This is a genomic window from Mycolicibacterium arabiense, from assembly GCF_010731815.2.
Taxonomy (GTDB): Bacteria; Actinomycetota; Actinomycetes; order Mycobacteriales; family Mycobacteriaceae; genus Mycobacterium; species Mycobacterium arabiense.
Map to the genome: position 1 here is coordinate 3,883,655 of NZ_AP022593.1, position 22,304 is coordinate 3,905,958.

Sequence of the window (22,304 nt, forward strand, 5' to 3'; positions counted from 1 at the left end):
CATGACCAAAGTGTGAGTTCCGTATGCGTTCCGAGCGTTGCGCCGACCAGGTACCTACGGTCGAGTCGAGTACATACGAAAGGCGCGTGCCGTGACCGACCAGGACACCAGCTTCGAGGTGAACCGACGAACCTTCGTCGGGGCCACCGCCGTGATCGGCGGGGTGGTCGTGACCAGCTCGCTGCTCGCAGGCTGCAGCGACGACGACGATGGCGCCTCACCCGATGCCGCCGAGTCGTCGACGGTGCGCCTGAAGATCAACGGCGAGGACCGCGAGATCGACGTGGACAACCGCACGTCGCTGCTGGACATGCTGCGCGAGCGCGCGGGGCTGACGGGCACCAAGAAGGGTTGCGACCAGGGAGCGTGCGGCGCGTGCACGATCCTCCTCGACGGCGTGCGCGTGAACTCGTGCCTGACGCTGGCCGTGATGCACGACGGCGCGGAAGTCGAGACCATCGAGGGCCTCGAGCGCGATGGCCGGTTGCATCCGCTGCAGCAGGCGTTCATCGACGACGACGGCTTCCAGTGCGGCTTCTGCACGCCGGGCCAGATCATGTCGGGCATCGGCTGCATTCGAGAGGGTCGCAACCGCACGCCTGAAGAAACGCGGGAGTGGATGAGCGGGAACATCTGCCGCTGCGGGGCGTACACCAACATCGTCACCGCCATCTCCGGCGTCAGGGAGGCGTGAGGTCGTGTTCCCTTTCACCTACACCAAGGCAGCCGACGAAGCGGCAGCGCTGTCGGCAGGCGCATCAGGCGCCAGGTACGTCGCAGGCGGCACGACGCTCGTCGACCTCATGCGCGAGACGGTCGAACGGCCGGGAGCGGTCGTCGACATCAATGCCCTGCCCTACCGCGGCATCGACGTGAACAGGTCCCGCCTGAGCGTCGGATCGCTGGTGCGGATGTCCGACCTGGCTGCCCACCAGGGCGTCCGCGAACAGTTCCCGGTGATCGTGCAGGCACTGGAACTCAGCGCTTCCGCGCAACTCCGGAACATGGCGTCCATCGGCGGCAACCTGCTGCAGCGACCCCGGTGCCTCTACTTCCGGGACGTGAGCGCCGCGTGCAACCGGCGATCGCCAGGTGCGGGTTGCTCGGCGGTCGGGGGACGCAATCGCACCCACGCGATCCTGGGGACGAGTGACGCCTGCGTGGCCACCCATCCGTCGGACCTCGCCGTCGCCCTCACGGCGCTCGACGCTGCCGTCGTGCTGCGCGGGGCGGACGGGGAGACCAGGATGCCCCTCGCCGACTTCTATCGCCGGCCGGGAACCACGCCCGACCGCGAGAACAACCTTCCCGCCGGGAGTTTGATCACTGCCATCGAGGTGCCCGTCACCGCCGAGGCGCGCCGCTCGGGGTATCTCAAGGTGCGTGACCGCGAATCCTATGAATTCGCGTTGACGTCCGTGGCCATCGGCATGGACGTCCGCAACGGCGTGGTGCGTGCGGCGCGGGTTGCCGCGGGAGGCGTGGGGACGGTGCCCTGGCGGCTGCCTGCCGTCGAGCGGGCGCTGATCGGGAAGCCGGCGAACGTCGACACCTGGACGCGCGCGGCAGCGTCGGCCGCAGAAGGATCTCGTCCCCTGTCGGAGAACGGGTTCAAGGTGGAACTGCTCCGGCGAGCAGTCGAACGGCAGTTGGCCACCGTGGCGGGACTGCGATGACGTACCCCGCCGCGGCTCCCCGCTTCACCGGCCAGCCAGTCACCCGGGTCGACGGACGACTGAAGGTGACCGGTGCGGCGACGTACGCCGGGGACAACGGCTTCGCGGATCTGGCCCACGGGGTCCTGGTGTGTAGCACCGTCGGTGGCGGTCGCGTGGCCGGCATCGATTCCGCTGCGGCGCAGCGACATCCGGGTGTCATACGCGTCATCACCGACTTCGGTGGCGTGACGCTGCCGTACGATCCTCGCCAGATCGCAGCCTTCGGTCAGCCGGTCGCCGTCGTCGTCGCGGACACGCTGGAGGCCGCCGTTCACGCCGCTGGGCTGGTCGACGTGCGCTACGACGCAACCGAGCCGACGACCGACATCGACTCCCCTCGCGCGGTCGCCGAGCCCGGATCGTCGGCCCGGGTCGCCGACTACGAGCGCGGTGATGCCGACACCGCACTGCGCGCCGCAGCAGTCGTCACCGACATGGAATACTCACTCGCGCGCAACAACCACAATCCGATGGAACTGCCTGCCACCGTCGCGCGCTGGGACGGCGACCGTTTGACGGTATGGGACAAGACGCAGGGCATCACCTCGTCGCAGCGTGCCTACGCGAAGGCATTCGGGATGACGCCCGATCGGGTGGACGTCATCTCCCCCTTCGTCGGCGGCGCGTTCGGCTCTGCCGGCAAGACATGGCCGAACGCGCTGTTGGCGGCGTTCGCCGCCCGGCAGGTTGGGCGACCGGTGAAACTCACACTGTCCCGCAAGCAGTTCTACAGCGTGGTCGGCTATCGCCCGGTGAGCAAGCACCGACTGGCCATCGGAGCCGACCGCTCCGGCCGGATCGGTGCGATCGTGCACGAGGCGCGCGTCGAGAACTCGCGCTACGACGGCTTCGAGGACAACGTCACCGAGGTACCGCGGTTCCTGTACAGCTCACCCAACATGCGGTCGGTCTACCGCTCGGTGCACCTCGACGTGAACCCGCCCACCTACATGCGCGGGCCCGGAACGACCAGCGGCGCCTTCACCATGGAGTCCGCCATGGACGACCTCGCGTTCCGGCTCGGCATGGACCCCATCGAACTGCGGCGGCGCAACGAGCCATCTCGCGACGAGTCGGAGGACCTCCCGTTCTCGACGCGCCGGCTCACCGAATGCTTCGCCCGCGGCGCCGACGTCTTCGGCTGGTCCCGGCGGAATCCGGCTCCCCGGTCGACCCGCGAGGGCGATCTCCTCATCGGAATGGGCACCGCGGCAGCCACTTACCACGCACTGGCGAGCCCGTGCACCGTCTCGGTACGCATGAACCCCGACGGCACCGCCGACGTGGCGACCGGAGCCAGCGACATGGGTCCGGGCACCTACACGTCGATGACGCAGGTGGCCGCCGATGCCCTGGGTCTGCCGATGCAGCGGGTCCGGTTCTCCCTCGGCGACTCACGGATGCCGCAGGCGCCCATCCATGGCGGTTCGCAGACCATGGCCAGCGTGGGTTCCGGCGTCATGAACGCTGCCGCGATGCTCCGCGACCGATTCATCCGCACGGCAGTCGTCGACCCCGGTTCGCCGCTGTCCGGGTTACGTCCCGACCAAGTGACCGTCGCCGACGGACGCGTGTACGCCACCGGCGACCCCCGCCGGGGTGAGTACTACCGGGACATGCTGCGCCGCAAGGGGTGGGGGCCACTGGACGCCGAGGAGACCTGGACGCCGAACGACGCTGAATACGAACGGTTCTCGATGCACGGCTACGGCGCGGTGTTCGCCGAGGTCGCGGTCGACGAACGACTCGGCACGACGAGGGTGCGGCGGGTGTTCGCGGTGTACGACGCCGGACGGATCATCAACCCGATGCTCGCCCACAGCCAGGCGATCGGCGGCATGGTCGGCGGCATCGGGATGGCCCTGCTCGAGGCGACGGAACTCGACCACCGCGACGGGCGGATCGTCAACGCGAACATGGCCGATTACCTGGTGCCGGTGAACGCCGACATCACCGCGCTCGACGCCGAGTTCCTCGCCGGGGAGGACCTCGTCACCGACCCGCTGGGGGTGAAGGGCCTCGCCGAACTCGTCTTCGTCGGTGTCCCCGCAGCGGTCGCCAACGCGGTCTTCAACGCCACCGGGCGCCGTGTTACCGACCTGCCGATCACGCTGGACAAACTGCTCTGATCGCCGGGGTATAACCTGGCCCATGTCCACCGCCACGCCGCTGCTGCTGGTGCTCGACCTCGTCGGCATCTTCGCGTTCGCGCTCAACGGTGCTCTGGTCGCGGTACGCGCCGAGCGGCTCGACGTCTTCGGAATCGTCACGGTCGGCATGTTCACCGCGCTCGGTGGCGGCGTCATTCGAGACGTGCTGCTGGACGCACTTCCCCCGGCCACGTTCGTCGATTGGCGATACCTCGCATTGGCAGCGGGAGGCGGACTGATCGCGTTCGCCGTCGGTCACCTGCTCGAACGTCTCGGCCCGACGATCAACGTGCTCGACGCCATCGGGCTCAGCGTGTTCGCCGTGCTGGGCGCCTACAAGGCGCTCGACCTGGGATTCGGCGTGCTCCAGGCCATCATCGTCGGGACGATCACCGCGGTGGGCGGCGGCACGATCCGCGACGTGATCATCGGCCGGGTCCCGGCCGTGCTCCGCAGCGAGCTGTACGCCATCCCCGCCATGATCGGCGCCAGTTGCGCCATCGCGCTGAACGCGCTGGGTATCTACGGTCTGCCCGCAACGCTGGGTGCGGCGGCAGTGTGCTTCGTCATCCGCATGGTCGGCGTTCGGTTCGATCTCAACGCGCCGCGCCCGCGCCGGGCCGGCGACGGCACCGTCGACGATCGATGACTCGCCAGAACGGCCTGCGTCACTCAGGACGTGCGGTGCGGAACCCCGCTCAGCAGACCGCCATCGACCACGAATTCCGAGCCAGTGCAATAGGACGACTCATCGCTCGCCAGGAACAGCACCATCGCCGAGACTTCCGCTGGGTCGGCGCCGCGACCCATCGGAATCGAGAGGAAGTCCTCCGGGATGCCCGCGGTCATCGGCGTGCGGATGAACCCCGGGTGTATCGAGTTCACCCGGATGTTCTGGGGCGCCAGTTCGAGGGCGGCTGACTTCGACAGTCCGCGCACCGCGAACTTGGTTGCGGTATAACCGTGCAACCCCGGGCTGCCACGAAAGCCCTCGACTGACGACACGTTGACGATCGAGCCGCCGCCGGAGGCGGCCATCGCGGTGACGCCGGCGCGGATTCCGAGGAAGGTGCCGGTCAGGTTGACGTCGAGGATGGCACGCCACTCGGCCACCTCGTACTGGTGAATGAGGTTGCCGTTGACGATGCCAGCGTTGTTCACCAGGACCGACAGCGAACCGTACCGCTCGACCGTTGCCTGGACCGCACGCGACCAACTGTGCTCGTCGGTCACGTCGAGGTGGACGTATGTGGCCTGATCGCCGATCGCTTCCGCGACGGCAGCACCCTCGTCGTCGAGTACGTCCGCGATGACGACGGCTGCGCCTTCGGCCGCCAGGACGCGCGCATGCTCCGCACCCATCCCGCGCGCTCCGCCACTGATCAGGGCGACCCGCCCGTCGACTCGGCCCACCAGATCAGCTTTCCTTCTCGACGTCGCGTTCGCGCAGCACGCACCGGGTGCCGTCGTAGATCGTCGCCATGCACTTCGTGCAGTGGACGCAGAGTCCCTCGCGCGTCGAACCCCGCCGGAACTTGTCGACGAGCATCGGATCACGGAGAAGCGCCCGGCCCATGGCCACGAATTCGAAGCCCTCGGCCATCGCGGTGTCGACCGTCTCCATCGTGTTCACCCCGCCGAGCAGGATCAACGGCATGGTGAGAGCGTCGCGGAACTGGCGGGCCAGCGGCAGGAAGAACGCCTCTTCGAACGGGTACGTGCGGAACATGCGCGGGCCGACGATCCGCAGTCCCAGGCCGACGATGGCCGGCTGGGACGCGATGAACTCCGCCATCGGCACGTCACCCCGGAAGTAGTACATCGGGTTGAGCAGTGAACTGCCGCCGGTCAATTCGAGTGCGTCGAGATGGCCGTCGGATTCCAGCAGGCGTGCCGTGGGCAGGCTGTCGGTGAGCCAGAACCCGCCGCGCACACCGTCGTCCATGTTGAACTTGGCGGTCACCGCGACGCCGTCACCCGCCTCCCTGCGGACGCGTTCGACGACCCGCCGCGCCAGCTCGGCTCGGCGTACGGTGTCGCCGCCGAACTGGTCGGTGCGCTTGTTCAGGTTGGGGCTGAAGAAGGAACTCACCAGATATCCGTGACCCAGGTGCACCTCGATCGCGTCGAAGCCTGCCTCGACGGCATTGCGGGCGGCCGTGCCGAAGTCGTCGACCACCTCGCCGAGTTGCGCAACGGTGGCGGCGCGGACCAAACCCATTGCCGGCGCGCTGATCCGAGTCGACGGGGCCAAGGTGGCCATCCGGTTCGAGCGAGTGTTGGCGACGAGACCCGCATGCCCGATCTGCGCGCACACCAGCGTGTTCTCGGCGTGCACGGCGTCGGTGAGCCGTCGCAGGTCGCCGGCCCGCCGCCGGTCGAGCACCATCGTGTCGCGATGTACCCGCCCCCCGGGCGACACCGCGCAGTAGGCGACCGTCGTCATGGCCGCTCCGCCGCGCGCCACCTCGAGGTGGAAGTCGACGAGGTCGTCGGTGACCTCGCCACGGGGCATTCGGCCCTCGAAGGTCGCAGCCTTGATGAATCGGTTCTTGAGAGTGAGCGGGCCGAGCGTCGTGGGCGTGAAAGCCGTCGAAGCGGGAGGGGCCGCGTGCACTACGAGTTGCGGTGCCATTGGTATCGAAATGTAGCACGCTCTCCGGCAGGACGGCTCGACGGCACGCCTCTGCTGTTGAATCAACGGGTGCAGGACAACAGGGCAGCGGGCCGACCCAGGGACCCGTCGATCGACGAGCGCGTCTTCTCGGTGACCCGTGAACTGCTCGTCGAGATCGGCTGGGACGAACTCAGCATGCGGCAGATCGCCGCTCGGTCCGGGGTGAGCCGCTCGAGCATCAACCGCCGCTGGTCCTCCAAGGCCGAGTTGGTCCTGCACGCGATCCTGGGCGCGACACCCGATCTGGACCTGTTCGCAGGCACCGACCAGCGGGGCTGGGTCGACGGCGTCGTACGAGGCAGCCGAGAGTTGTTCGCGCGTCCCGAAGTCCGCGCCGCGGTGCCCGGGCTGCTGCTCGCCATGTCGGAGAACGAGCAACTGCGGCAACGGCTCTGGGCGGACTTCAGCGGACCCGCGGTTGGGCTGTTCACCGCGGAGTCCAGTGACGGCACGGTCGGCGAAGGGGATGCGCGGGCAGTCATCGCCATGGCGGCCGGCGCCGCACTGTTCCTGAGCACCATCGCCGCCGAGGACGACACCGATGCCCTGCACGCCAGGATCTCCGGACTACTCACCCGGGCGGTGCTCGGCGACTGATCGAGTCAGGTCGCGCTGACGCCGGGGATGCGGCCCTCGCGGAACGCCTCGACGAAGTGCCGGTGGTCGTCACGCACGATCGCGGCGTACTCCAGGCCGAATTCGAGCATGTCGGAGACGAATTCGGCATCGCGGTCGCCGATGACCCCCACGATGGCCTCCTCGGTCTGGAACGCAACCAGTGACTGATCGCTGTCGGTGTCGCTGACGCAGTGCACCTTGGCGACCGCGCGACCCAGCTGCTCGATGACCTCCACCAGTTCGTCGGGTTCGGTCAACTCGCTCCAGTCGAGATCGGCCTCGTAGGGCGAGATCTCGCTGACCACGAAGCCGACACCGTCGATGACGGTGTAGCCGAGCAGGGGATCGGCGTGCGCCTGCAGCGCACGCTGGGACACCGCCGTGCGGTGCCCGTGGTGCTGGAAGTACCGGTGCACCTCGGCGTCGTCGACCACACGGCTGGGTGCCGCCACGTTGCCCTGCTTCATCGACAGCACCACGTCGTTGTCGAGCGCCTGGTTGTAGCCCTCGATCAGCACCGTGTAGGCGGGAAGTCCGGCGCTGCCGATGCCGAAGCCGGTCTTGGCGACGACGTCCTTGACGTCGTAGGCGATACCGCGAAAGCGCTGCGTGTCCGGGATGGTCTCCAGGTAGTGGCCGAACGCCGCCTCCACCTTCTGCCGCTCCGCGTCGTCGAGGCGTCTGACACCCGACAGTTCGCGGAACCGACGGTCGTTCTCGCCGACGACGGTGATGCGGTCCAGCATCCCCGCACGGGTCGACAGCCGGGCCGACTCCAACGCCGTGAGCACTGCACCGCGCGCGGTCAACAGGTTCAGCGAGAACGAGGAGTCGTCCTCGACGTCGACGAACCACCGCACCTGGTCCACGTAGGCCCGGACGAAGGCCTCGATCAGCGTGGTGATCGCGCCGTCGGAAAGCGCCTTCTGCCAGCACATCAGGGCGATGCTCGCCGCGAACCGCTTCAGGTCCCAGGTGAAGTGGCCGACGTAAGCCTCGTCGAAGTCGTTGACGTCGAAGATCAACACTCCCGCGCCGTCCATGTACGTGCCGAAGTTCGCCGCGTGCAGGTCGCCCTGGATCCAGACCCGGCTGGTGCGCTCGTCAGCCCACCGGTCGTCGCGGGCGGCGACGTCGGCGTAGAAGATGCACGCGCTGCCGCGGTAGAACGCGAACGGATCGGCCGCCATCTTGCGGAACTTGGTGCGGAACGAATCGGGGTCGGCCGCCATCAAGTCCGAGAAGGCGGCGACGAGGCTCGTCACGATGAACGACTCGCGTTCGTCGCCCGACGGGTCGCTCAACGCTCACACCGGCGATGAATCTGCATGCCCCACCATACGGCGGCTACCGGCCCTCGCCCTTCAAGGTCATCAGGAGCCGGTTGATGGGGTTCTGGTCGTGATCGCGGACGGCGAGCAACCCCGGCACCTGGGCTACCAGCTCGGTCGCGATGTCGTAGAGCTTCACGTTCATCTCCTGCGAGCGCCACCGCATCACCTCGAACGCGGCGTCGTCGGAGATGTCGTAGATCGCCATGAGCATGCCCTTGGCCTGGTCGATGACGGCGCGGTGAGCCACGATGTGCTGCAGCTCGTCGGTGACGCCCTTCTGGACGTCCTCCTTCACCGCAGCGGTGACATCGACGAAGAAGCCACGCGTCGCCAAGACCTCGCCGTCGTCGTCCTTGACGACCTCGCCGACCACGACGACCCTGCGGACGTCACCGGCCTTGGTCACGATGCGGTGCCTACCGCTGAACGGAGCCTGGGTCTTCGCCAGGGAGGCGGTGACGTTCGCGACGTCTTCGGGGTGTCGATGTCGAAGCATCAGCTCCGTGGTGGGCTCCACCTCGCCCGGCTCGTAGCCGTGCATCCGAGCAACGGCGTCCGACCACGTCCACGTGTCGGTGCCGTAGTCGTACTGGAACCGCCCTACCCGCTGCGACTTCCCGGCGAGGAGCGCCCGGTCCAAGTCGCCAGGAGCCTCGTCGTCGGTATCGCTGTCGGGCGGCGAGAGATCGTCGTCCATGCTTCGCACACTCAAAGATATAGCGGATCGCGCGGCTCACGCGGGCCGATGGTCGCGATCGCCGCGGATTCGACACCAATCCATGCGGCACCCGGCTTGACATGCGCAGATCGGATGAGTCGCGGGGCCGGTGTCACCCCGCCAGGCGGCCCAGGATCTGCTCCGTCGACTCCTCTCGGGCGTCGCGGTAGCCGGTGCCGGCCCACAGGTGCACGAGGTCGGCTTCGCCGGCCGCCGCGGCGGCCTTGCGCAGTGGGCTGGTCAGGTGGTGGATCGCGGGATAGCCCAGCGGCGCGGAACGGTGTTCGTCGATGAACCGGTTGCGTAGGCCACGTGCCGGCCGGCCCGTGAAGGCGCGGGTGACCGCGGTCTCCCTCCGAAGCGGGTCGCGCAGCGCAGCGCGGTGGGTCGCCGAGGCGCCGCTCTCGTCGGCGAGCAGCAGGGCGGTGCCCACCGCGACGGCTTGGGCACCGGCGCGAAGTGCCGCGGTGACCCCCTCGGTGTTGGACACCCCGCCCGCAGCGATCACCGGCAGCCCTACGCCATGGGTCACCTGAGCGACGAGATCGGCGAGATCGAGGGCTTCGACCGGGCGGTCCGGCGTGAGGGTGCCCGAGTGGCCGCCGGCGGCGCTGGCCTGGACGGCCAACACGTCGACACCCGCGGCCTCGGCCCGTGCCGCCTCGGCGCGCGATGTGACGGTCTGCACCACGACGCTTCCGGCCCTGCGCAACCCACGGATGACGTCGGCCTCGGGAATGCCGAAGGTGAAGCTGACCAGCGGCACCGGATCCGACAGGAGCAACTCGATCTTCGCGTCGAACGAATCGTCGTCATCGACCGGCTCCGCGGGCACGACGATGCCGAATCGGTCCGCCGTGCGTTGCACCTCTTCGGCATACCTGCGGTAGTCGTCGAGTGCGATCGGAACCGGGTTGGGCGCGAACACGTTGACGCCGAACGGAACTCGCGCCCCGCGTACGGCCGCTATCTCGCTCTGCACGGCCGCGTGGGACTTGTATCCGGCCGCCAGGAACCCGACACTGCCTGCCCGGGCAGCGGCAACCACCATGGCGGGCGTGGTCGGGCCTCCGGCCATCGGCGCGGCGAGTACCGGGTTGGTCACGCCGAGGTCCTTCAACGGTGACGTCATCGTTCCTCCTCGTCATCGACTTCTCCCGGTGCAACGATCCTGCGTCACGCAGCTTCCCCGTGCCCACGACCGACATCCTCCCTGCTGGGAGGTGGTGGCTCGCACCGGTGAGGCGAACCTTCACGAGTGGCGACGTGGGCGACGGGGTAGAACTGATCTCGCGCGGCAAACCCCGGAAGGATTGAGGTAGTCCATGAAGTTGGCCTTGAGCGACGACGACGTCGCGTTCCGGGAAGAACTCCGTCGGTTCTTCAGCACCGAGATCCCGGCCGAGATCCGCGAGCGGATGAAGGCCGGGCACCCGGACTTCCCCGGTGACATGGTCACGACGCAGCGGATCCTCAACGCCAATGGCCTGGCCGTTCCCGGCTGGCCCAAGGAATGGGGCGGCCAGGACTGGTCGCCGCTGCGCAAGCAGATCTGGGCCGACGAGATGCAGCTCGCAGGTGTTCCCGAGCCGCTGGCCTTCAACGCCAGCATGGTGGGCCCCGTGATCGCGCAGTTCGGTTCCGAGGAAATCAAGCAACGGTTCCTGCCGCCGACGGCCAACCTCGACATCTGGTGGTGCCAAGGCTTCTCCGAGCCGGAGGCGGGCTCCGACCTGGCCTCGCTGCGTACCACCGCCGTGCGTGACGGGGACAGCTACGTCATCAACGGGCAGAAGACCTGGACGACGCTCGGGCAGTACGCCGACTGGATCTTCGTCCTGGCCCGGACCAACCCCGACGCCCCGAAGAAGCAGGCCGGGATCTCGTTCATCCTGGCGGAGATGTCGACACCCGGGATCACGCTGCGACCGATCAAGCTCGTCGACGGCAGCTACGAGGTCAACGAGGTCTTCTTCGACGACGTGCGGGTGCCCGCCGACCAGCTGGTCGGCGAGGAGAACGCCGGATGGACCTACGCCAAGTTCCTGCTTAGCCACGAACGCTCCGGCATCGCCCGCATCGGGCTGACGAAGCGGTGGCTCGCCCAGGCCAAGCAGGCCGCGTCGAAGGTCACCGTCGGCAACGGCACACTGCTCGACGACCCGCTGTTCGCCGCGCGCGTCGCCGAGGTCGAGAACGAGGTGCTCGCGCTGGAGATCACCCAGCGGCGCGTCAGCGGTTCCGAGGCCGACGGCAAGCCCAACCCGGCGTCGTCGATTCTGAAGCTGCGCGGCAGCCAATTGCAGCAGGCGGCCACCGAGCTGCTGCTGGAAGTGGCTGGGCCCGACGCCATTCCGGTGGACACCGGCGACGACGCGCTGTCCGCGGCGCACGAAGCCGCACCCCGATACCTCAACTACCGCAAGACGTCGATCTACGGCGGGACCAACGAGGTGCAACGCACCATCATCGCCTCCACGATTCTGGGATTGTGAGCCGCACATGGACTTCGACCTGACCGAAGAGCAGCAACTCCTGGGCGACACGACCCGCGAGATCCTCACCCGCGCCTACGACGTCGAGAAACTGAACCAGGTAATCGAGACCGACCTGGGGTGGAATCGCAAGGTGTGGGGCCAGATGGCCGAACTCGGTATTCTCGGCCTGGGATTCGACCCCGAGGAGTCCGGCCAGCTCGAGATCATGGTGGTGCTGACGGAGTTCGGTGCGCGACTCGCTCCGGAACCGGTCCTCGAAGGCGCGCTGCTGCCCGGTGGGCTGATCGCCGAATTGGGTACCGACGAGCAGAAGGCAGCGCTCGACGACGTCGCCTCCGGTGAGCGGTTGCTCGCGTTCGCGCACCTGGAGACGGGCATGCGTCCGTTCGACTCGCCGTCGACTCGCGCAGAGCGGCAAGGGGATTCCTGGTCGCTCACCGGTCGCAAGGCGTACGTGGCGGCCGGCGATGCCGCCGACGTCATCGTCGCGAGCGCCGCGCTGCCCGACGGCGGGACCGGACTGTTCCTCGTCGACGCGAGCGCGGTGAACCGGCGGCCCTACCGCACGTTCGACGGTCGCCGTGGTGCAGAGATCGACTTCGACGGCGTCGCGGCCGAACCGCTCGGCGCCGGCGGTGATGCGGCCGAGCACGTCTCGCGTGCCCTGGTCCGCTACCAGTCGGCGTTGTGCGCCGAAGCCGTCGGCGCGATGACCGAAGCGCTGCGGCTCACCACCGAATACCTCAACGCCAGAAAGCAGTTCGGCGTACCGCTGAGCAAGTTCCAGACCCTCACCCAGCGTGCCGCCGACATGTACGTCTCGCTCGAACTGGCGCGCAGCATGAACTTCTACGCCGCCATGTCGATCGCCGACGGCAACTTCGACCCCGTCGTCGCGGCGCGGGCGAAGCTGCAGATCGCCCGATCGGGCAGGCACATCGCGCAAGAGGCCATTCAGATGCACGGCGGCATCGGCGTCACTGCCGAATACCCGGTGGGGCACTACGCTGCTCGCCTCACCGCGATCGGCAACACGCTGGGCAGCGCGGACGATCAGTTGCGCACGCTGATCGGTCAGATCTCGTCCTACGAGACCATCGCGCTGTAGCGGGTCAGCCGTCGGCCGAGGTCCAGGCGTAGGGCAGGAACTTGCCGTCCAGCGTCACCACCACCCGGTCGCCGTCGGGGTGTGGCTTGCGTTCGACGTCCAGGCTGAAGTTGATGGCGCTCATGATGCCGTCGCCGAACTCGGAGTGGATGAGTTCCTTGATCGCACCGCCGTAGACCTGCAGCACCTCGTAGAACCGGTAGATCGTGGGATCGGTGGGGACGGCGGTGGGCAACCCGCCACGCATCGGCACCGCTGCCAGCACCGGCACGACGGACTCGTCGAGACCCAGCAGCTCGGCGAGCACCGCGCCGGTCTCGGACGGGATCGGGTGTTGGCCCAGCAGAGCCGCGATCGTCCACACCACCGGCTTGTCGACGGCCTCGGAGAGCTGCTGCCAGGTCAGCCCCTTTGCCAACCTGGCAGCAACGATCTCGGCGGTGATCTCGTCGCGGGTCACGCGTTCACCTTGGCGGGGATCTCGAAGTCGTGGATCGGGGTGCTTGGACGGCGCCATTCACCGCCGGTACGGGCGTGGGCAGCGTAGAGGGTGAGCCCGACGAATGCCAGGCCGCCGACGAGATTGCCGATGACCGTGGGGATCTCGTTCCACAGCAGGTAGTCGGCGATCGAGAAGTCGCCGCCCATCATCAGGCCCGACGGGAACAGGAACATGTTGACGACGGAGTGCTCGAAGCCCATGTAGAAGAACAGCATGATCGGCATCCACATCGTGATGACCTTGCCGGACACCGACGTCGACATCATCGCGGCGACGACACCGGTCGACACCATCCAGTTGCACAGCACGCCGCGGACGAACAGGGTGAGCATCCCCGCGGCGCCGTGCTCGGCGTAGCCGACGGTGCGGGTCGAGCCGATCTCGCCGAGCCGCTGGCCCACCTCGTTCGGGTCGACCGTGAAGCCGTAGGTCAGGGTGACGGCAATCATGACCGCAACGGTGACCGCGCCAAGGAAGTTGCCGACGAAGACCAGCCCCCAGTTCCGCAGCATCGACCCGACGGTGACCCCGCGCCGCTTGTCGAGCAGCGCGAGCGGCACCAGCGTAAAGACGCCGGTCAGCAGGTCAAAGCCCATCAGGTAGAGCAGGCAGAAGCCGACGGGGAACAGCACCGCGCCGAGCAGTGCGTTACCGGTCTGCACGGTGATCGTCACTGCGAATGCGGCCGCGAGCGCGAGGATGCGCCGGCCATGTACGCGCGGATGACCGTGTCCCTGGTGGACATGAACACCTTGGCCTCGCCGGCGTCGATCATCTTCGTGACGAACTGTCTGGGGTCCACATAGGACATGGCGGTCGGTTCTCCCGTTCGGTTGAGCTTTGAACGGGTGCCAGCGTGCGTCGTAGCCATGTCGCCGAGGTGAAGCGATTGGAAGGTCTACGTCACGTTCTCTTCACCGGCGCGTGGGCGCGGCTGTGAGAACTCAGTGGCCCGTCCAGCGCGGCGTGCGCTTCTCCCGCCACGCCGTGATGCCCTCGATCACGTCGGAGGTGGCGCCGGCCACCTTGCGCATCACCTCGCCGAACCGCACCGACTCGATCCACCCCATGTCGGCGGTGCGCCACGCCACCTCCTTCGTCGCGCGTTGCGCCAGCGGCGCCGCCTCGGTCAGGGTCTCGGCCCACGCTCGCGCAGTCGCCTGCAGATCGGCCGGTTCGACGAGCCGCCACACCAATCCGACCTCCTTGGCCCGGCGGGCGCTCATCGGCTTCCCGGTGAGGAGCAGTTCCATCGCGTCGGCCCAGCGCAGCCGCTGCGGCAGCCGGATCGCGCCGACGATGGTGGGCACCCCGATCCGCACCTCGGGGAACGCGAACGTCGCCTCGGTGCTGGCGATCACGAAGTCGCAGAACAGGACTCCGGTCAAGCCGTAGCCGATGCACGGACCCTGCACCGCAGCGATGGTCGGCTTGAACAGCTCCATGCCGCTCTCGAACGAGTTGATCGTCGGTTTCTCCCAGAACGTGCCCGCGAACGTGCCGACCGACCCCTCGCCGTCCTTGAGGTCGCCGCCCGCGCAGAAGACCCGCCCGTTGGCGGTCAGGATCGCCACCCAGGCGTCCTCCTCGTCGCGGAAGCGGTTCCACGCCGCGTTCAGTTCTTCGCGCAACGCACCGTTGATGGCGTTGCCCGCCTCGGGACGGTTGAGGGTGATCGTCGCGATGTGATCACTCAGTTCGTAGGTGACGAGGCTCATGGTCAAACCCTAGGTCCGGTTGGGACGCACATCACACTCGACTGTGCGAGCATCGAACACTGATTCCTGACCTTCGGCTGTGAACTGCCTGACCGGACGGAGAACGCACGTGAGAGACCTGCTCGACACGGTCAACGGCTACGTCTTCAGCAACGCGCTGGTATACCTGTGCCTCGGCGCCGGCCTGTACTTCTCGATCCGGTCCCGGTTCGTGCAGGTCCGCCAGGTCAAGGAGATGGTGCGGCTCATGCTCAAGGGCGAGAAGTCACCCTCGGGGGTGTCGTCCTTTCAGGCCCTCACCATGTCGCTGGCAGGGCGCATCGGCACCGGGAACATCGCAGGCGTCGCCACGGCCATCGCCTTCGGCGGTCCCGGCGCGATGTTCTGGATGTGGGCGGTCGCCTTCCTGGGCGCGTCGACGTCCTACGTCGAGTGCACCCTCGGACAGGTCTACAAGACCCGGGACGATCTGACCGGTGAGTACCGCGGCGGTCCGGCCTACTACCTGAGTCGCGCGATGGCCCACACCCGCGCCGCAAGCGCCTTCAAGGTGTACGGACTCGTCTTCGCTGCGGTGACGATGCTGGCGTGTGGCGTCCTGCTCCCCGGCGTGCAGGCGAACTCGATGGCATCGGCGATGAGCGGGGCGTGGGGCGTCTCGCCGTGGGTCATCGGCGTCGCCACCGTCATCGTGCTGGCCTTCGTGATCATCGGCGGTGTGAAGCGCATCGCGGCGTTCGCCTCGGTCGTGGTGCCGTTCATGGCGGTGGTCTACATCCTGCTCGCACTGATCATCGTATTCGCCAACGCGGGTGAGGTGCCGGGCATCCTCAAGCTGATCTTCGAGAGCGCCTTCGGCCTCGACGCCGGCTTCGGTGCAATCGTCGGGTCCGCGGTGCTGTGGGGAGTCAAGCGAGGCGTCTACTCCAACGAAGCGGGCCAAGGCACCGGCCCGCACGCCGCCGCCGCGGCCGAGGTCTCGCACCCAGCCAAGCAGGGCCTGGTCCAGGCGTTCGCGGTGTACGTCGACACGTTGTTCGTCTGTAGCGCAACGGGATTCCTCATCCTGTCGACGGGCGCCTATCGCGTCTTCGAGGGCGAGAGCGAGACGGGCGCGGTGCTGGCCGAGGGCGGCGACTTCCTGCCTGCCGACGCGGCCGTCGGGCCGTCCTACGCGCAAGCGGGTTTCGACACGTTGTGGAACGGGGCCGGGTCGACGTTCATCGCCGTCTCGCTCGCGTTCTTCTGCTTGACGACGATCATCGCCTACTACTACATGGCCGAGACGAACCTGCGCTTCCTGCTGGGAAGGTTCAACACCATCGAGATCCCAGGCATCCGCAGCACCCTCGGCGGAACTTCTACGCGGATCCTGCAGGCCGTCATTCTCGCGGCCGTCGTGCAGGGCGCCGTCTCCACCGCCACGGAGGCGTGGGTGCTCGGCGACATCGGTGTCGGCTTGATGGCCTGGCTCAACATCGTTGGCATCATCATCCTGCAGCAGCCGGCGTACAAATGCCTCCGTGACTACGAGAGGCAGAAGAAGTCGGGCCTCGACCCCCAGTTCGATCCCATTGCACTCGGAATCAGGGGCGCCACGTTCTGGGAGAACTACGACCCGTCGACGGGCAAGGACCGGGTTCCCGCGGGCGAGCGGCAGGCTCCCACCGCACCGGACTGATCTAGTCCATCCGGCCTGCGTCGACGAGTCGCAGGATCGCGGTTCCCGCCTCGTCGGATTCCTCGAGGTCGACCTCCACGTCGAAGCCCCAGTCGTGGTCTCCCGCCGGGTCGTCGAGGATTTGGCGCACGCGCCACACGTCGGGCCTGCGGTCGACGATCAGCAGGGCCGGTCCGCGCGCATCGGGTCCGGTGCCGACGTCCTCGTGCTCGTCGAAGTACTGCTCGCCGACGTCCTGCCACCGCTCCGCGGTCCATCCCGACTCGGCGTCCAGCTGACCCAGGTCGTACCAGCGGCGCCGCGCGAACAGTTCGACCCGACGGAAGAGCGAGTTGCGGACCATTGCGGTGAACGCCCGCTCGTTGCCCGTCACGGGGCGCGGGCGCGCGGGTACCGAGACCGGCGCGTCCAGCGGCTGGTCGGGACTGGTGAGCTGCTCCCATTCGTCGAGCAGGCTCGAATCCACCTGCCGCACCAGCTCACCAAGCCACTCGACGATGTCCGTGACCTCGTCCGTCCGTGCGGCGGCCGAGATCCCGGACCGCAGCGCCTTGAACGCGTCGGAGAGGTAGCGCAGCACCGCACCCTCGGAGCGGGTCAGGCCGTAGACGCTGACGAACTCCCGGAACGTGAACGCGCGCTCCCACATCTCCCGCACCACCGACTTCGGCGACGGCCGGACGTCGGCGGCCCACGGATTGCTCTGCAGGTACGTCTCGAACGCGGCTCCCAGCAGCTCCTCCAGCGGCTTCGGATAGGTGACGTCCTCGAGCAGGGCCATCCGCTCGTCGTACTCGATGCCCTCGGCCTTCATCTGCGCGACGGCCTCGCCCTTGGCCTTGTTCAACTGCGCCGCGAGTATCTGGCGGGGATCCTCGAGCGTTGCCTCCATCACCGAGACCACGTCCAGCGCATGGGTTTCCGACTCGGGATCGAGCAGTTCGATGGCGGCGAGCGCGAACGTCGACAGCGGCTGATTCAACGCGAAGTCGGGTGGCAGGTCGACGGTGAGGCGGTAACGCCTGCCATCGTGGTCGGGCTCGTCGAGCCGTTCCAGGACGCCGGCCTGCAGCAGCGAGCGGGCGATGCCGACCGCCTCGCGGATCAGCTTGAGCTGGCGCTTGCGGGGTTCGTGGTTCTCGGTGAGCAACCTCCGCATGGCGATGAACGGGTCGCCTGGCCTGTCGACGACGTCGAGGATCATCGCCGTCGAGATCCGCATGTGGCTGGTCAGCGGCTCCGGCGCAGCCGACACCAGCCGGGTCATGGTCGACTCGCTCCACGGCACCATGCCCTCGGGAACCTTGCGCCGCACCAACTTTCGACGCTTCTTCGGGTCGTCGGCGACCTTCGCGAACTGCTTGAGGTTCTCCACCTCGTGCTCGGGCGCCTGGACGACGACGGTGCCCGCGGTGTCGTAGCCCGCTCGGCCCGCGCGGCCGGCGATCTGGTGGAACTCGCGTGCGCTGAGCAGCCGGGTGCGCGTGCCGTCGTACTTCGACAGCGCCGAGAACACGACGGTGCGGATGGGAACGTTGATCCCGACGCCGAGGGTGTCGGTGCCGCAGATGACCTTGAGCAGGCCCGCTTGGGCGAGCTGTTCGACCAGCCGCCGGTACTTGGGCAGCATGCCCGCGTGGTGCACGCCGATCCCGTGCCGGACCAGTCGCGACAGGGTGGTGCCGAACGCCGACGAGAAGCGGAACGCGCCGATGAGGTCGGCGATCGCGGCCTTCTCGTCCTTCGTGCAGACGTTGACGCTCATCAACGCCTGCGCGCGCTCCAGGGCCGACGCCTGGGTGAAGTGCACGACGTAGATCGGCGCCTGCTTGGTGCCGAGGAGTTCGCCGATGGTCTCGTGCATGGGCGTCGTGGCGTAGGAGTAGAACAGCGGGACCGGACGCTCGGCGTTGGCCACCAGAGCGGTGGGACGGCCGGTGCGGCGCGTGAGATCCTCGGCCAGGTTCGTGACGTCGCCGAGCGTCGCCGACATCAGCAGGAACTGGGCACGCGGGAGTTCGAGCAGGGGAACCTGCCACGCCCAGCCGCGGTCGGGGTCCCCGTAGAAGTGGAACTCGTCCATGACCACCATGTCGGCGGACGTGTTCGATTCGCCGCCCTCCCGCAGGGCGATGTTGGCCAGCACCTCCGCGGTGCAGGCGATGATCGGCGCCGACGAGTTCACGGCGGCGTCGCCGGTCAGCATGCCGACGTTCTCGGCCCCGAACACGCCGCACAGCGCGAAGAACTTCTCGCTGACCAGCGCCTTGATCGGGGCGGTGTAGTAGCTGGTGCGTCCACCGGCCAGAGCCGCGTACAGCGCACCGGTCGCCACCAGGGACTTGCCCGACCCGGTCGGCGTGGCCAGCACGACGTTGGAGCCGCTGACCAGTTCGATCAGCGCCTCCTCCTGCGCGGGGTAGAGCGTGGTGCCGCTGGCCTCCGCCCAGGCCGCGAAGGACGCGAACAAGCCGTCGGGGTCGGCGCCCTTGGCGCGCAGTTGCGACAGGTCGCTGGGGTCGTCGAGCAGCGGGGTGGGAGCCATGTCGAGGTCCAGCCTGCCTGACGGACCCACCGCGCCTACAGGTGGCGCTCCCTCACGGCCTCGGTGGTCGCCGTGGCCGGGGTGGTGGCTGACGAACCGGCGAGCGGAAGCGCGCCGTCGGTGCGGCTGCCGGGTCGAGCGGTCGGCCCCTGACCGGTCGGGCATCGCCCCGGGGTGGCTGCGCAGGCCGCGCGCGGAACGGTCGGGTCGGGATGTTCGTCCATGGCCGCGGAGCGGGGAACGGCTGCGTGCTCTCGTCGGTCCAATTGCGTTGCACCAGAACGTTCTGTGCGATTCGCTCCAACGTCGTGCGCACCTGCTCGCGGTCGGGGGCGCCCTGGAAGGCCGAGGACTCCTCCAGCCGCTGGGTCAGCCACTCGACCATGCCGGCGCGGGCGTACTCCAACTGCGCTGCCCCGGCGGCCGTCAGCCAGAAGCGGTCGCCGCTGCGCTGGGCGTACCCGGTCGCGACCAGTCGGTCGAAGCTGGGCTCCAGCACTTCCCGCGGCACCTTGACGTGGTCGGCGATGTCGCCGATGCGCGCCTCGCCTGCAGCCTGCGCGAAGCGGTAGGTCTGCAGCAGTGCCCACAGCCTGCCGACGTCGAGTTGGTTGCCCGGACGGCGGGCGATGGTGCGCAGATGGACCCCGGAGCCTTGCCGCAGCAGCCGGCCCACGGCGTTCTCCAGCAGTTGCTCGGGCGACTCGTCGGTCGGCATGGCGAACCCCTCTCCCATGTCCGCGCTGTTGGCGGATGCGCTGTCGCGCAACGGAACCTGCTTGAGGAACAGGGCGACGAGGAAACCGAGGACTGCCACCGGAGCGGCAAAGAGGAAGACCCGGTCGAGCGAGTCCGCGTAGGCCGCGATGATGGGCGCGGCGACCTGATCGGGCAGCTGATGCAGCGCCTGCGGTGATTCCGCGGCCGCCGGTGGCGCGCCGCTGGAGGCGAGGGCGGAACCGACACGGCTCGCCAGGAAGTTCGCGAACAGCGACCCGAAGATGGCTGCGCCGAACGAACTTCCGATGGTGCGGAAGAACGTCACGCCCGAGGTGGCGACGCCGAGATCGGCGAAGTCGGCCGTGTTCTGCACGATCAGGATCAGCACCTGCATGCACATGCCGATGCCGGTGCCCAGGATCAGCAGGTACAGCGACTGCTCCAGCGTCGACGTGTCCGGACCCATCCGTGACAGCAGCAGGAATCCGACGGTCATCACCGCGGTCCCGAGCAGCGGAAAGACCTTGTACCGGCCCGTGCGCCCGACGATCACGCCGCTGCCCATCGACGTGACGAGCAGTCCCGCGACCATGGGTAGCGTCCGCAGACCGGATTCGGTCGCCGAGACGCCGTCCACGAATTGCATGAACGTCGGGAGGAAGGTCAGCGCACCGAGCATCGCGAACCCGACGACGAACGACAGCACGCAGCACACCGTGAAGACGGGATCGCCGAACAGGCGGATCGGCAGAATCGGTTCGCGGGCCCGCATCTCGACCCACACGAAGATGCCGAGGGCGATCGCCGATCCGACGAAGAGGCCGATGATGGTCGCCGAACCCCACGGGTAGGTGCTGCCGCCCCAGCTGGTGGCCAGCGTCAGGCCAGAGGCCCCAAGGCCCACGAACAGGATGCCGGCGTAGTCGATGACGGGACGCGACTTCCGGCCGAGCGACGGGATGGCCACGACGGCGACGGCGATCACCACGATCGCTACCGGGACGTTGATCCAGAATGCCCAGCGCCAGGTGAGATGGTCGGTGAAGAAGCCGCCCAGCAGCGGGCCGATCACCGTGGTGACGCCGAAGACGGCACCGAGGGCGCCCTGATAGCGGCCGCGTTCGCGCAGCGGGATGACCTCGCCGATGACCGCCGTCGCGGTGACCATGATCGCGCCGCCGCCGATGCCCTGCAGCGCACGCGCGGCCACCAGCATCGTCATCGAGCCCGCCAAGCCGCAGAGCACCGAGCCGGCGAGGAAGAAGACGACGGCACCGATGAAGACCGGCTTGCGACCAAAGAGGTCGCCGAGCTTGCCGACCACCGCTGTAGCGATGGTCGAGGCCAGCAGGTAGCTGGTGACCACCCACGACTGATGGCCCGCGCCCCCGAGGTCGGCGACGACGGTCGGCAGCGCCGTCGCGACGATGGTCTGATCCAGCGCGGCCAGCAACATGCCGAGCAGGACGGCGACGAAGATGACGTTGCGTCGCTGCGGCGCCACCACGGGCGCGGCCGATCCGGCCCGGGGCGGATCGAGTGTGGTGGTGGCCTCGGTCATCGGATCCTCTCTCGTCGGACGCCGCACCGGCGCCGGTCGACGACGGGCGCGGCATACCCCCGTGGCGCGGCCACAACCTCGGTTTGGCGAAACGTCCAGCTGGTTCCCAGATACATCGGTGGTTCACGCGATGGTTGGACTCGCGAAACCTGGGTATGAGCGCCTCATGATCACGAAATCACGAATTACGGGAATGGTGCTGACCGGTGCTGCCTCCGCGTTGCTCGCGGCGGGGCCGATGGTCGGGGCGGTGACGGTCGGCAGCTCTGCCGGCGTCGTGTCGGGGGCTTCCTACGTGGCCGGTGGACCTGCCGGGTGCATCGACCCCGACGGCACCGGCTGCGCGGTGGCCGGGCCGGGTGGCGCGGGTGCGGCGGTGCCGGGTGCGGGTGCGCAGGCCGGTCCGGGTGGCGCGGGTGCGGCGGTGCCAGGCGCCGGCGCTCAAGCAGGTCCCGGTGGCGCCGGTGCGGCGGTGCCGGGTGCGGGCGCGGTGGCCGGCCCCGAGGGTGCAGGCGCCTTCGTGCCGGGTGCGGGTGCGCAGGCCGGGCCGGGTGGCGCGGGTGCCGTGGTGCCGGGCGCGGGTGCGCAGGCCGGACCGGGTGGCGCAGGCGCGTCGGTCCCGGGTGCTGGTGCACAGGCCGGTCCCGGTGGCGCTGGTGCCTGCGTGCCGGGCTTCTGCGTCGGCGCCGGCGGCTAACCGAACTCTGCCAAGACGTAAGCCACGCCGGCGGTCTTCACCACCGGCGTGGCTTCGTC

At 68.4% G+C, this 22,304-nt stretch carries 18 protein-coding genes and 1 pseudogene; 9 read left to right on the forward strand and 10 right to left on the reverse strand.

Annotated features, from left to right (window positions below; translation table 11 throughout):
• The first annotated feature begins 91 nt into the window (after positions 1-91).
• The 4 genes from G6N61_RS20270 to G6N61_RS20285 are packed head-to-tail and all read left to right on the forward strand — an operon-like array spanning position 92 to position 4,517.
• Positions 92-694, forward strand: a complete 603-nt coding sequence (locus G6N61_RS20270; protein ID WP_235887209.1) for a (2Fe-2S)-binding protein — start codon at positions 92-94, stop codon at positions 692-694.
• A 4-nt stretch (positions 695-698) separates the two neighbouring features.
• A complete protein-coding gene (locus G6N61_RS20275) occupies positions 699-1,676 on the forward strand; it encodes an FAD binding domain-containing protein (RefSeq protein ID WP_163920337.1) in 978 nt (325 codons plus the stop codon).
• Positions 1,673-3,847: a xanthine dehydrogenase family protein molybdopterin-binding subunit gene (locus tag G6N61_RS20280; protein WP_163920339.1), complete on the forward strand. Its 2,175-nt coding sequence runs from the start codon at positions 1,673-1,675 to the stop codon at positions 3,845-3,847. Before G6N61_RS20275 ends, G6N61_RS20280 begins: the two co-directional genes overlap by 4 nt.
• 22 nt (positions 3,848-3,869) lie before the next feature.
• A complete protein-coding gene (locus G6N61_RS20285) occupies positions 3,870-4,517 on the forward strand; it encodes a trimeric intracellular cation channel family protein (RefSeq protein ID WP_163920341.1) in 648 nt (215 codons plus the stop codon).
• A gap of 23 nt (positions 4,518-4,540) precedes the next feature.
• Here the strand turns inward: G6N61_RS20285 and G6N61_RS20290 are convergent, their stop codons facing one another.
• On the reverse strand, positions 4,541-5,281 hold the full coding sequence (locus tag G6N61_RS20290; RefSeq protein WP_163920343.1) for a glucose 1-dehydrogenase: 741 nt from the start codon (positions 5,279-5,281) through the stop codon (positions 4,541-4,543).
• 4 nt (positions 5,282-5,285) lie between these two features.
• Positions 5,286-6,503 carry an NADH:flavin oxidoreductase gene (locus G6N61_RS20295; protein ID WP_163920344.1) on the reverse strand — a complete coding sequence of 406 codons (1,218 nt, stop codon included), beginning with the start codon at positions 6,501-6,503 and terminating at the stop codon, positions 5,286-5,288.
• A 69-nt stretch (positions 6,504-6,572) separates the two neighbouring features.
• Between G6N61_RS20295 and G6N61_RS20300 the strand changes: the two genes are divergently transcribed.
• Positions 6,573-7,142: a TetR/AcrR family transcriptional regulator gene (locus G6N61_RS20300; protein ID WP_163920345.1), complete on the forward strand. Its 570-nt coding sequence runs from the start codon at positions 6,573-6,575 to the stop codon at positions 7,140-7,142.
• A gap of 5 nt (positions 7,143-7,147) precedes the next feature.
• Here G6N61_RS20300 and G6N61_RS20305 read toward each other — a convergent pair whose 3' ends face one another.
• The 3 genes from G6N61_RS20305 to G6N61_RS20315 all read right to left on the reverse strand — a co-directional run bounded on the left by G6N61_RS20305 (position 7,148) and on the right by G6N61_RS20315 (position 10,347).
• Complete coding sequence (locus G6N61_RS20305) at positions 7,148-8,395, reverse strand: DUF2252 domain-containing protein (RefSeq protein WP_163924964.1); 1,248 nt, start codon at positions 8,393-8,395, stop codon at positions 7,148-7,150.
• 115 nt (positions 8,396-8,510) lie between these two features.
• Positions 8,511-9,194, reverse strand: coding sequence for a PAS and ANTAR domain-containing protein (locus tag G6N61_RS20310; RefSeq protein ID WP_163920346.1), 684 nt, complete (start codon positions 9,192-9,194; stop codon positions 8,511-8,513).
• 133 nt (positions 9,195-9,327) lie between these two features.
• Entirely contained in the window at positions 9,328-10,347 is a 1,020-nt protein-coding gene (locus tag G6N61_RS20315) for a nitronate monooxygenase (RefSeq protein WP_163920347.1), read from the reverse strand.
• Positions 10,348-10,540: 193 nt separating this feature from the next.
• On the opposite strand from G6N61_RS20315, the gene G6N61_RS20320 reads away from it, so the two are divergent.
• Positions 10,541-11,710, forward strand: coding sequence for an acyl-CoA dehydrogenase family protein (locus tag G6N61_RS20320; RefSeq protein WP_163920348.1), 1,170 nt, complete (start codon positions 10,541-10,543; stop codon positions 11,708-11,710).
• Between the two features lie 7 nt (positions 11,711-11,717).
• Entirely contained in the window at positions 11,718-12,821 is a 1,104-nt protein-coding gene (locus G6N61_RS20325; protein ID WP_163920349.1) for an acyl-CoA dehydrogenase family protein, read from the forward strand.
• A 4-nt stretch (positions 12,822-12,825) separates the two neighbouring features.
• Here G6N61_RS20325 and cynS read toward each other — a convergent pair whose 3' ends face one another.
• The 3 genes and pseudogenes from cynS to G6N61_RS20340 form a co-directional block, all read right to left on the reverse strand.
• Entirely contained in the window at positions 12,826-13,281 is a 456-nt protein-coding gene (gene cynS, locus G6N61_RS20330) for a cyanase (protein WP_163920350.1), read from the reverse strand.
• Positions 13,278-14,134 (reverse strand): annotated as a pseudogene (locus G6N61_RS20335) (formate/nitrite transporter family protein). The gene cynS and the pseudogene G6N61_RS20335 overlap by 4 nt, the downstream one beginning before the upstream one ends.
• Positions 14,135-14,267: 133 nt before the next feature.
• Complete coding sequence (locus tag G6N61_RS20340) at positions 14,268-15,041, reverse strand: enoyl-CoA hydratase/isomerase family protein (protein WP_163920351.1); 774 nt, start codon at positions 15,039-15,041, stop codon at positions 14,268-14,270.
• A 109-nt stretch (positions 15,042-15,150) separates the two neighbouring features.
• On the opposite strand from G6N61_RS20340, the gene G6N61_RS20345 reads away from it, so the two are divergent.
• Positions 15,151-16,722, forward strand: coding sequence for an alanine/glycine:cation symporter family protein (locus G6N61_RS20345; protein WP_163920353.1), 1,572 nt, complete (start codon positions 15,151-15,153; stop codon positions 16,720-16,722).
• A gap of 1 nt (position 16,723) precedes the next feature.
• On the opposite strand, the gene G6N61_RS20350 is transcribed toward G6N61_RS20345, so the two are convergent.
• Both G6N61_RS20350 and G6N61_RS20355 read right to left on the reverse strand, forming a co-directional pair.
• Entirely contained in the window at positions 16,724-19,267 is a 2,544-nt protein-coding gene (locus tag G6N61_RS20350) for a DEAD/DEAH box helicase (RefSeq protein WP_163920356.1), read from the reverse strand.
• A 52-nt stretch (positions 19,268-19,319) separates the two neighbouring features.
• Positions 19,320-21,548, reverse strand: a complete 2,229-nt coding sequence (locus G6N61_RS20355) for an MDR family MFS transporter (RefSeq protein ID WP_163920358.1) — start codon at positions 21,546-21,548, stop codon at positions 19,320-19,322.
• 166 nt (positions 21,549-21,714) lie between these two features.
• On the opposite strand from G6N61_RS20355, the gene G6N61_RS20360 reads away from it, so the two are divergent.
• The gene (locus G6N61_RS20360) at positions 21,715-22,245 is read left to right on the forward strand and encodes a hypothetical protein (protein WP_163920360.1); all 531 of its coding nucleotides are present in this window, start codon (positions 21,715-21,717) and stop codon (positions 22,243-22,245) included.
• Positions 22,246-22,304 lie beyond the last annotated feature (59 nt).

What these genes read in the sequence shown, in the direction of transcription:
- G6N61_RS20280 (WP_163920339.1), top strand. Translation starts at nt 1,673, where the DNA reads ATGACGTACCCCGCCGCGGCTCCCCGCTTCACCGGCCAGCCAGTCACC.
- G6N61_RS20285 (WP_163920341.1), top strand. Translation starts at nt 3,870, where the DNA reads ATGTCCACCGCCACGCCGCTGCTGCTGGTGCTCGACCTCGTCGGCATC.
- G6N61_RS20295 (WP_163920344.1), bottom strand. Translation starts at nt 6,503, where the DNA reads ATGGCACCGCAACTCGTAGTGCACGCGGCCCCTCCCGCTTCGACGGCT.
- G6N61_RS20305 (WP_163924964.1), bottom strand. Translation starts at nt 8,395, where the DNA reads ATGGCGGCCGACCCCGATTCGTTCCGCACCAAGTTCCGCAAGATGGCG.
- G6N61_RS20310 (WP_163920346.1), bottom strand. Translation starts at nt 9,194, where the DNA reads ATGGACGACGATCTCTCGCCGCCCGACAGCGATACCGACGACGAGGCT.
- G6N61_RS20315 (WP_163920347.1), bottom strand. Translation starts at nt 10,347, where the DNA reads ATGACGTCACCGTTGAAGGACCTCGGCGTGACCAACCCGGTACTCGCC.
- G6N61_RS20320 (WP_163920348.1), top strand. Translation starts at nt 10,541, where the DNA reads ATGAAGTTGGCCTTGAGCGACGACGACGTCGCGTTCCGGGAAGAACTC.
- G6N61_RS20325 (WP_163920349.1), top strand. Translation starts at nt 11,718, where the DNA reads ATGGACTTCGACCTGACCGAAGAGCAGCAACTCCTGGGCGACACGACC.
- G6N61_RS20340 (WP_163920351.1), bottom strand. Translation starts at nt 15,041, where the DNA reads ATGAGCCTCGTCACCTACGAACTGAGTGATCACATCGCGACGATCACC.
- G6N61_RS20350 (WP_163920356.1), bottom strand. Translation starts at nt 19,267, where the DNA reads ATGGCTCCCACCCCGCTGCTCGACGACCCCAGCGACCTGTCGCAACTG.
- G6N61_RS20355 (WP_163920358.1), bottom strand. Translation starts at nt 21,548, where the DNA reads ATGACCGAGGCCACCACCACACTCGATCCGCCCCGGGCCGGATCGGCC.
- G6N61_RS20360 (WP_163920360.1), top strand. Translation starts at nt 21,715, where the DNA reads ATGATCACGAAATCACGAATTACGGGAATGGTGCTGACCGGTGCTGCC.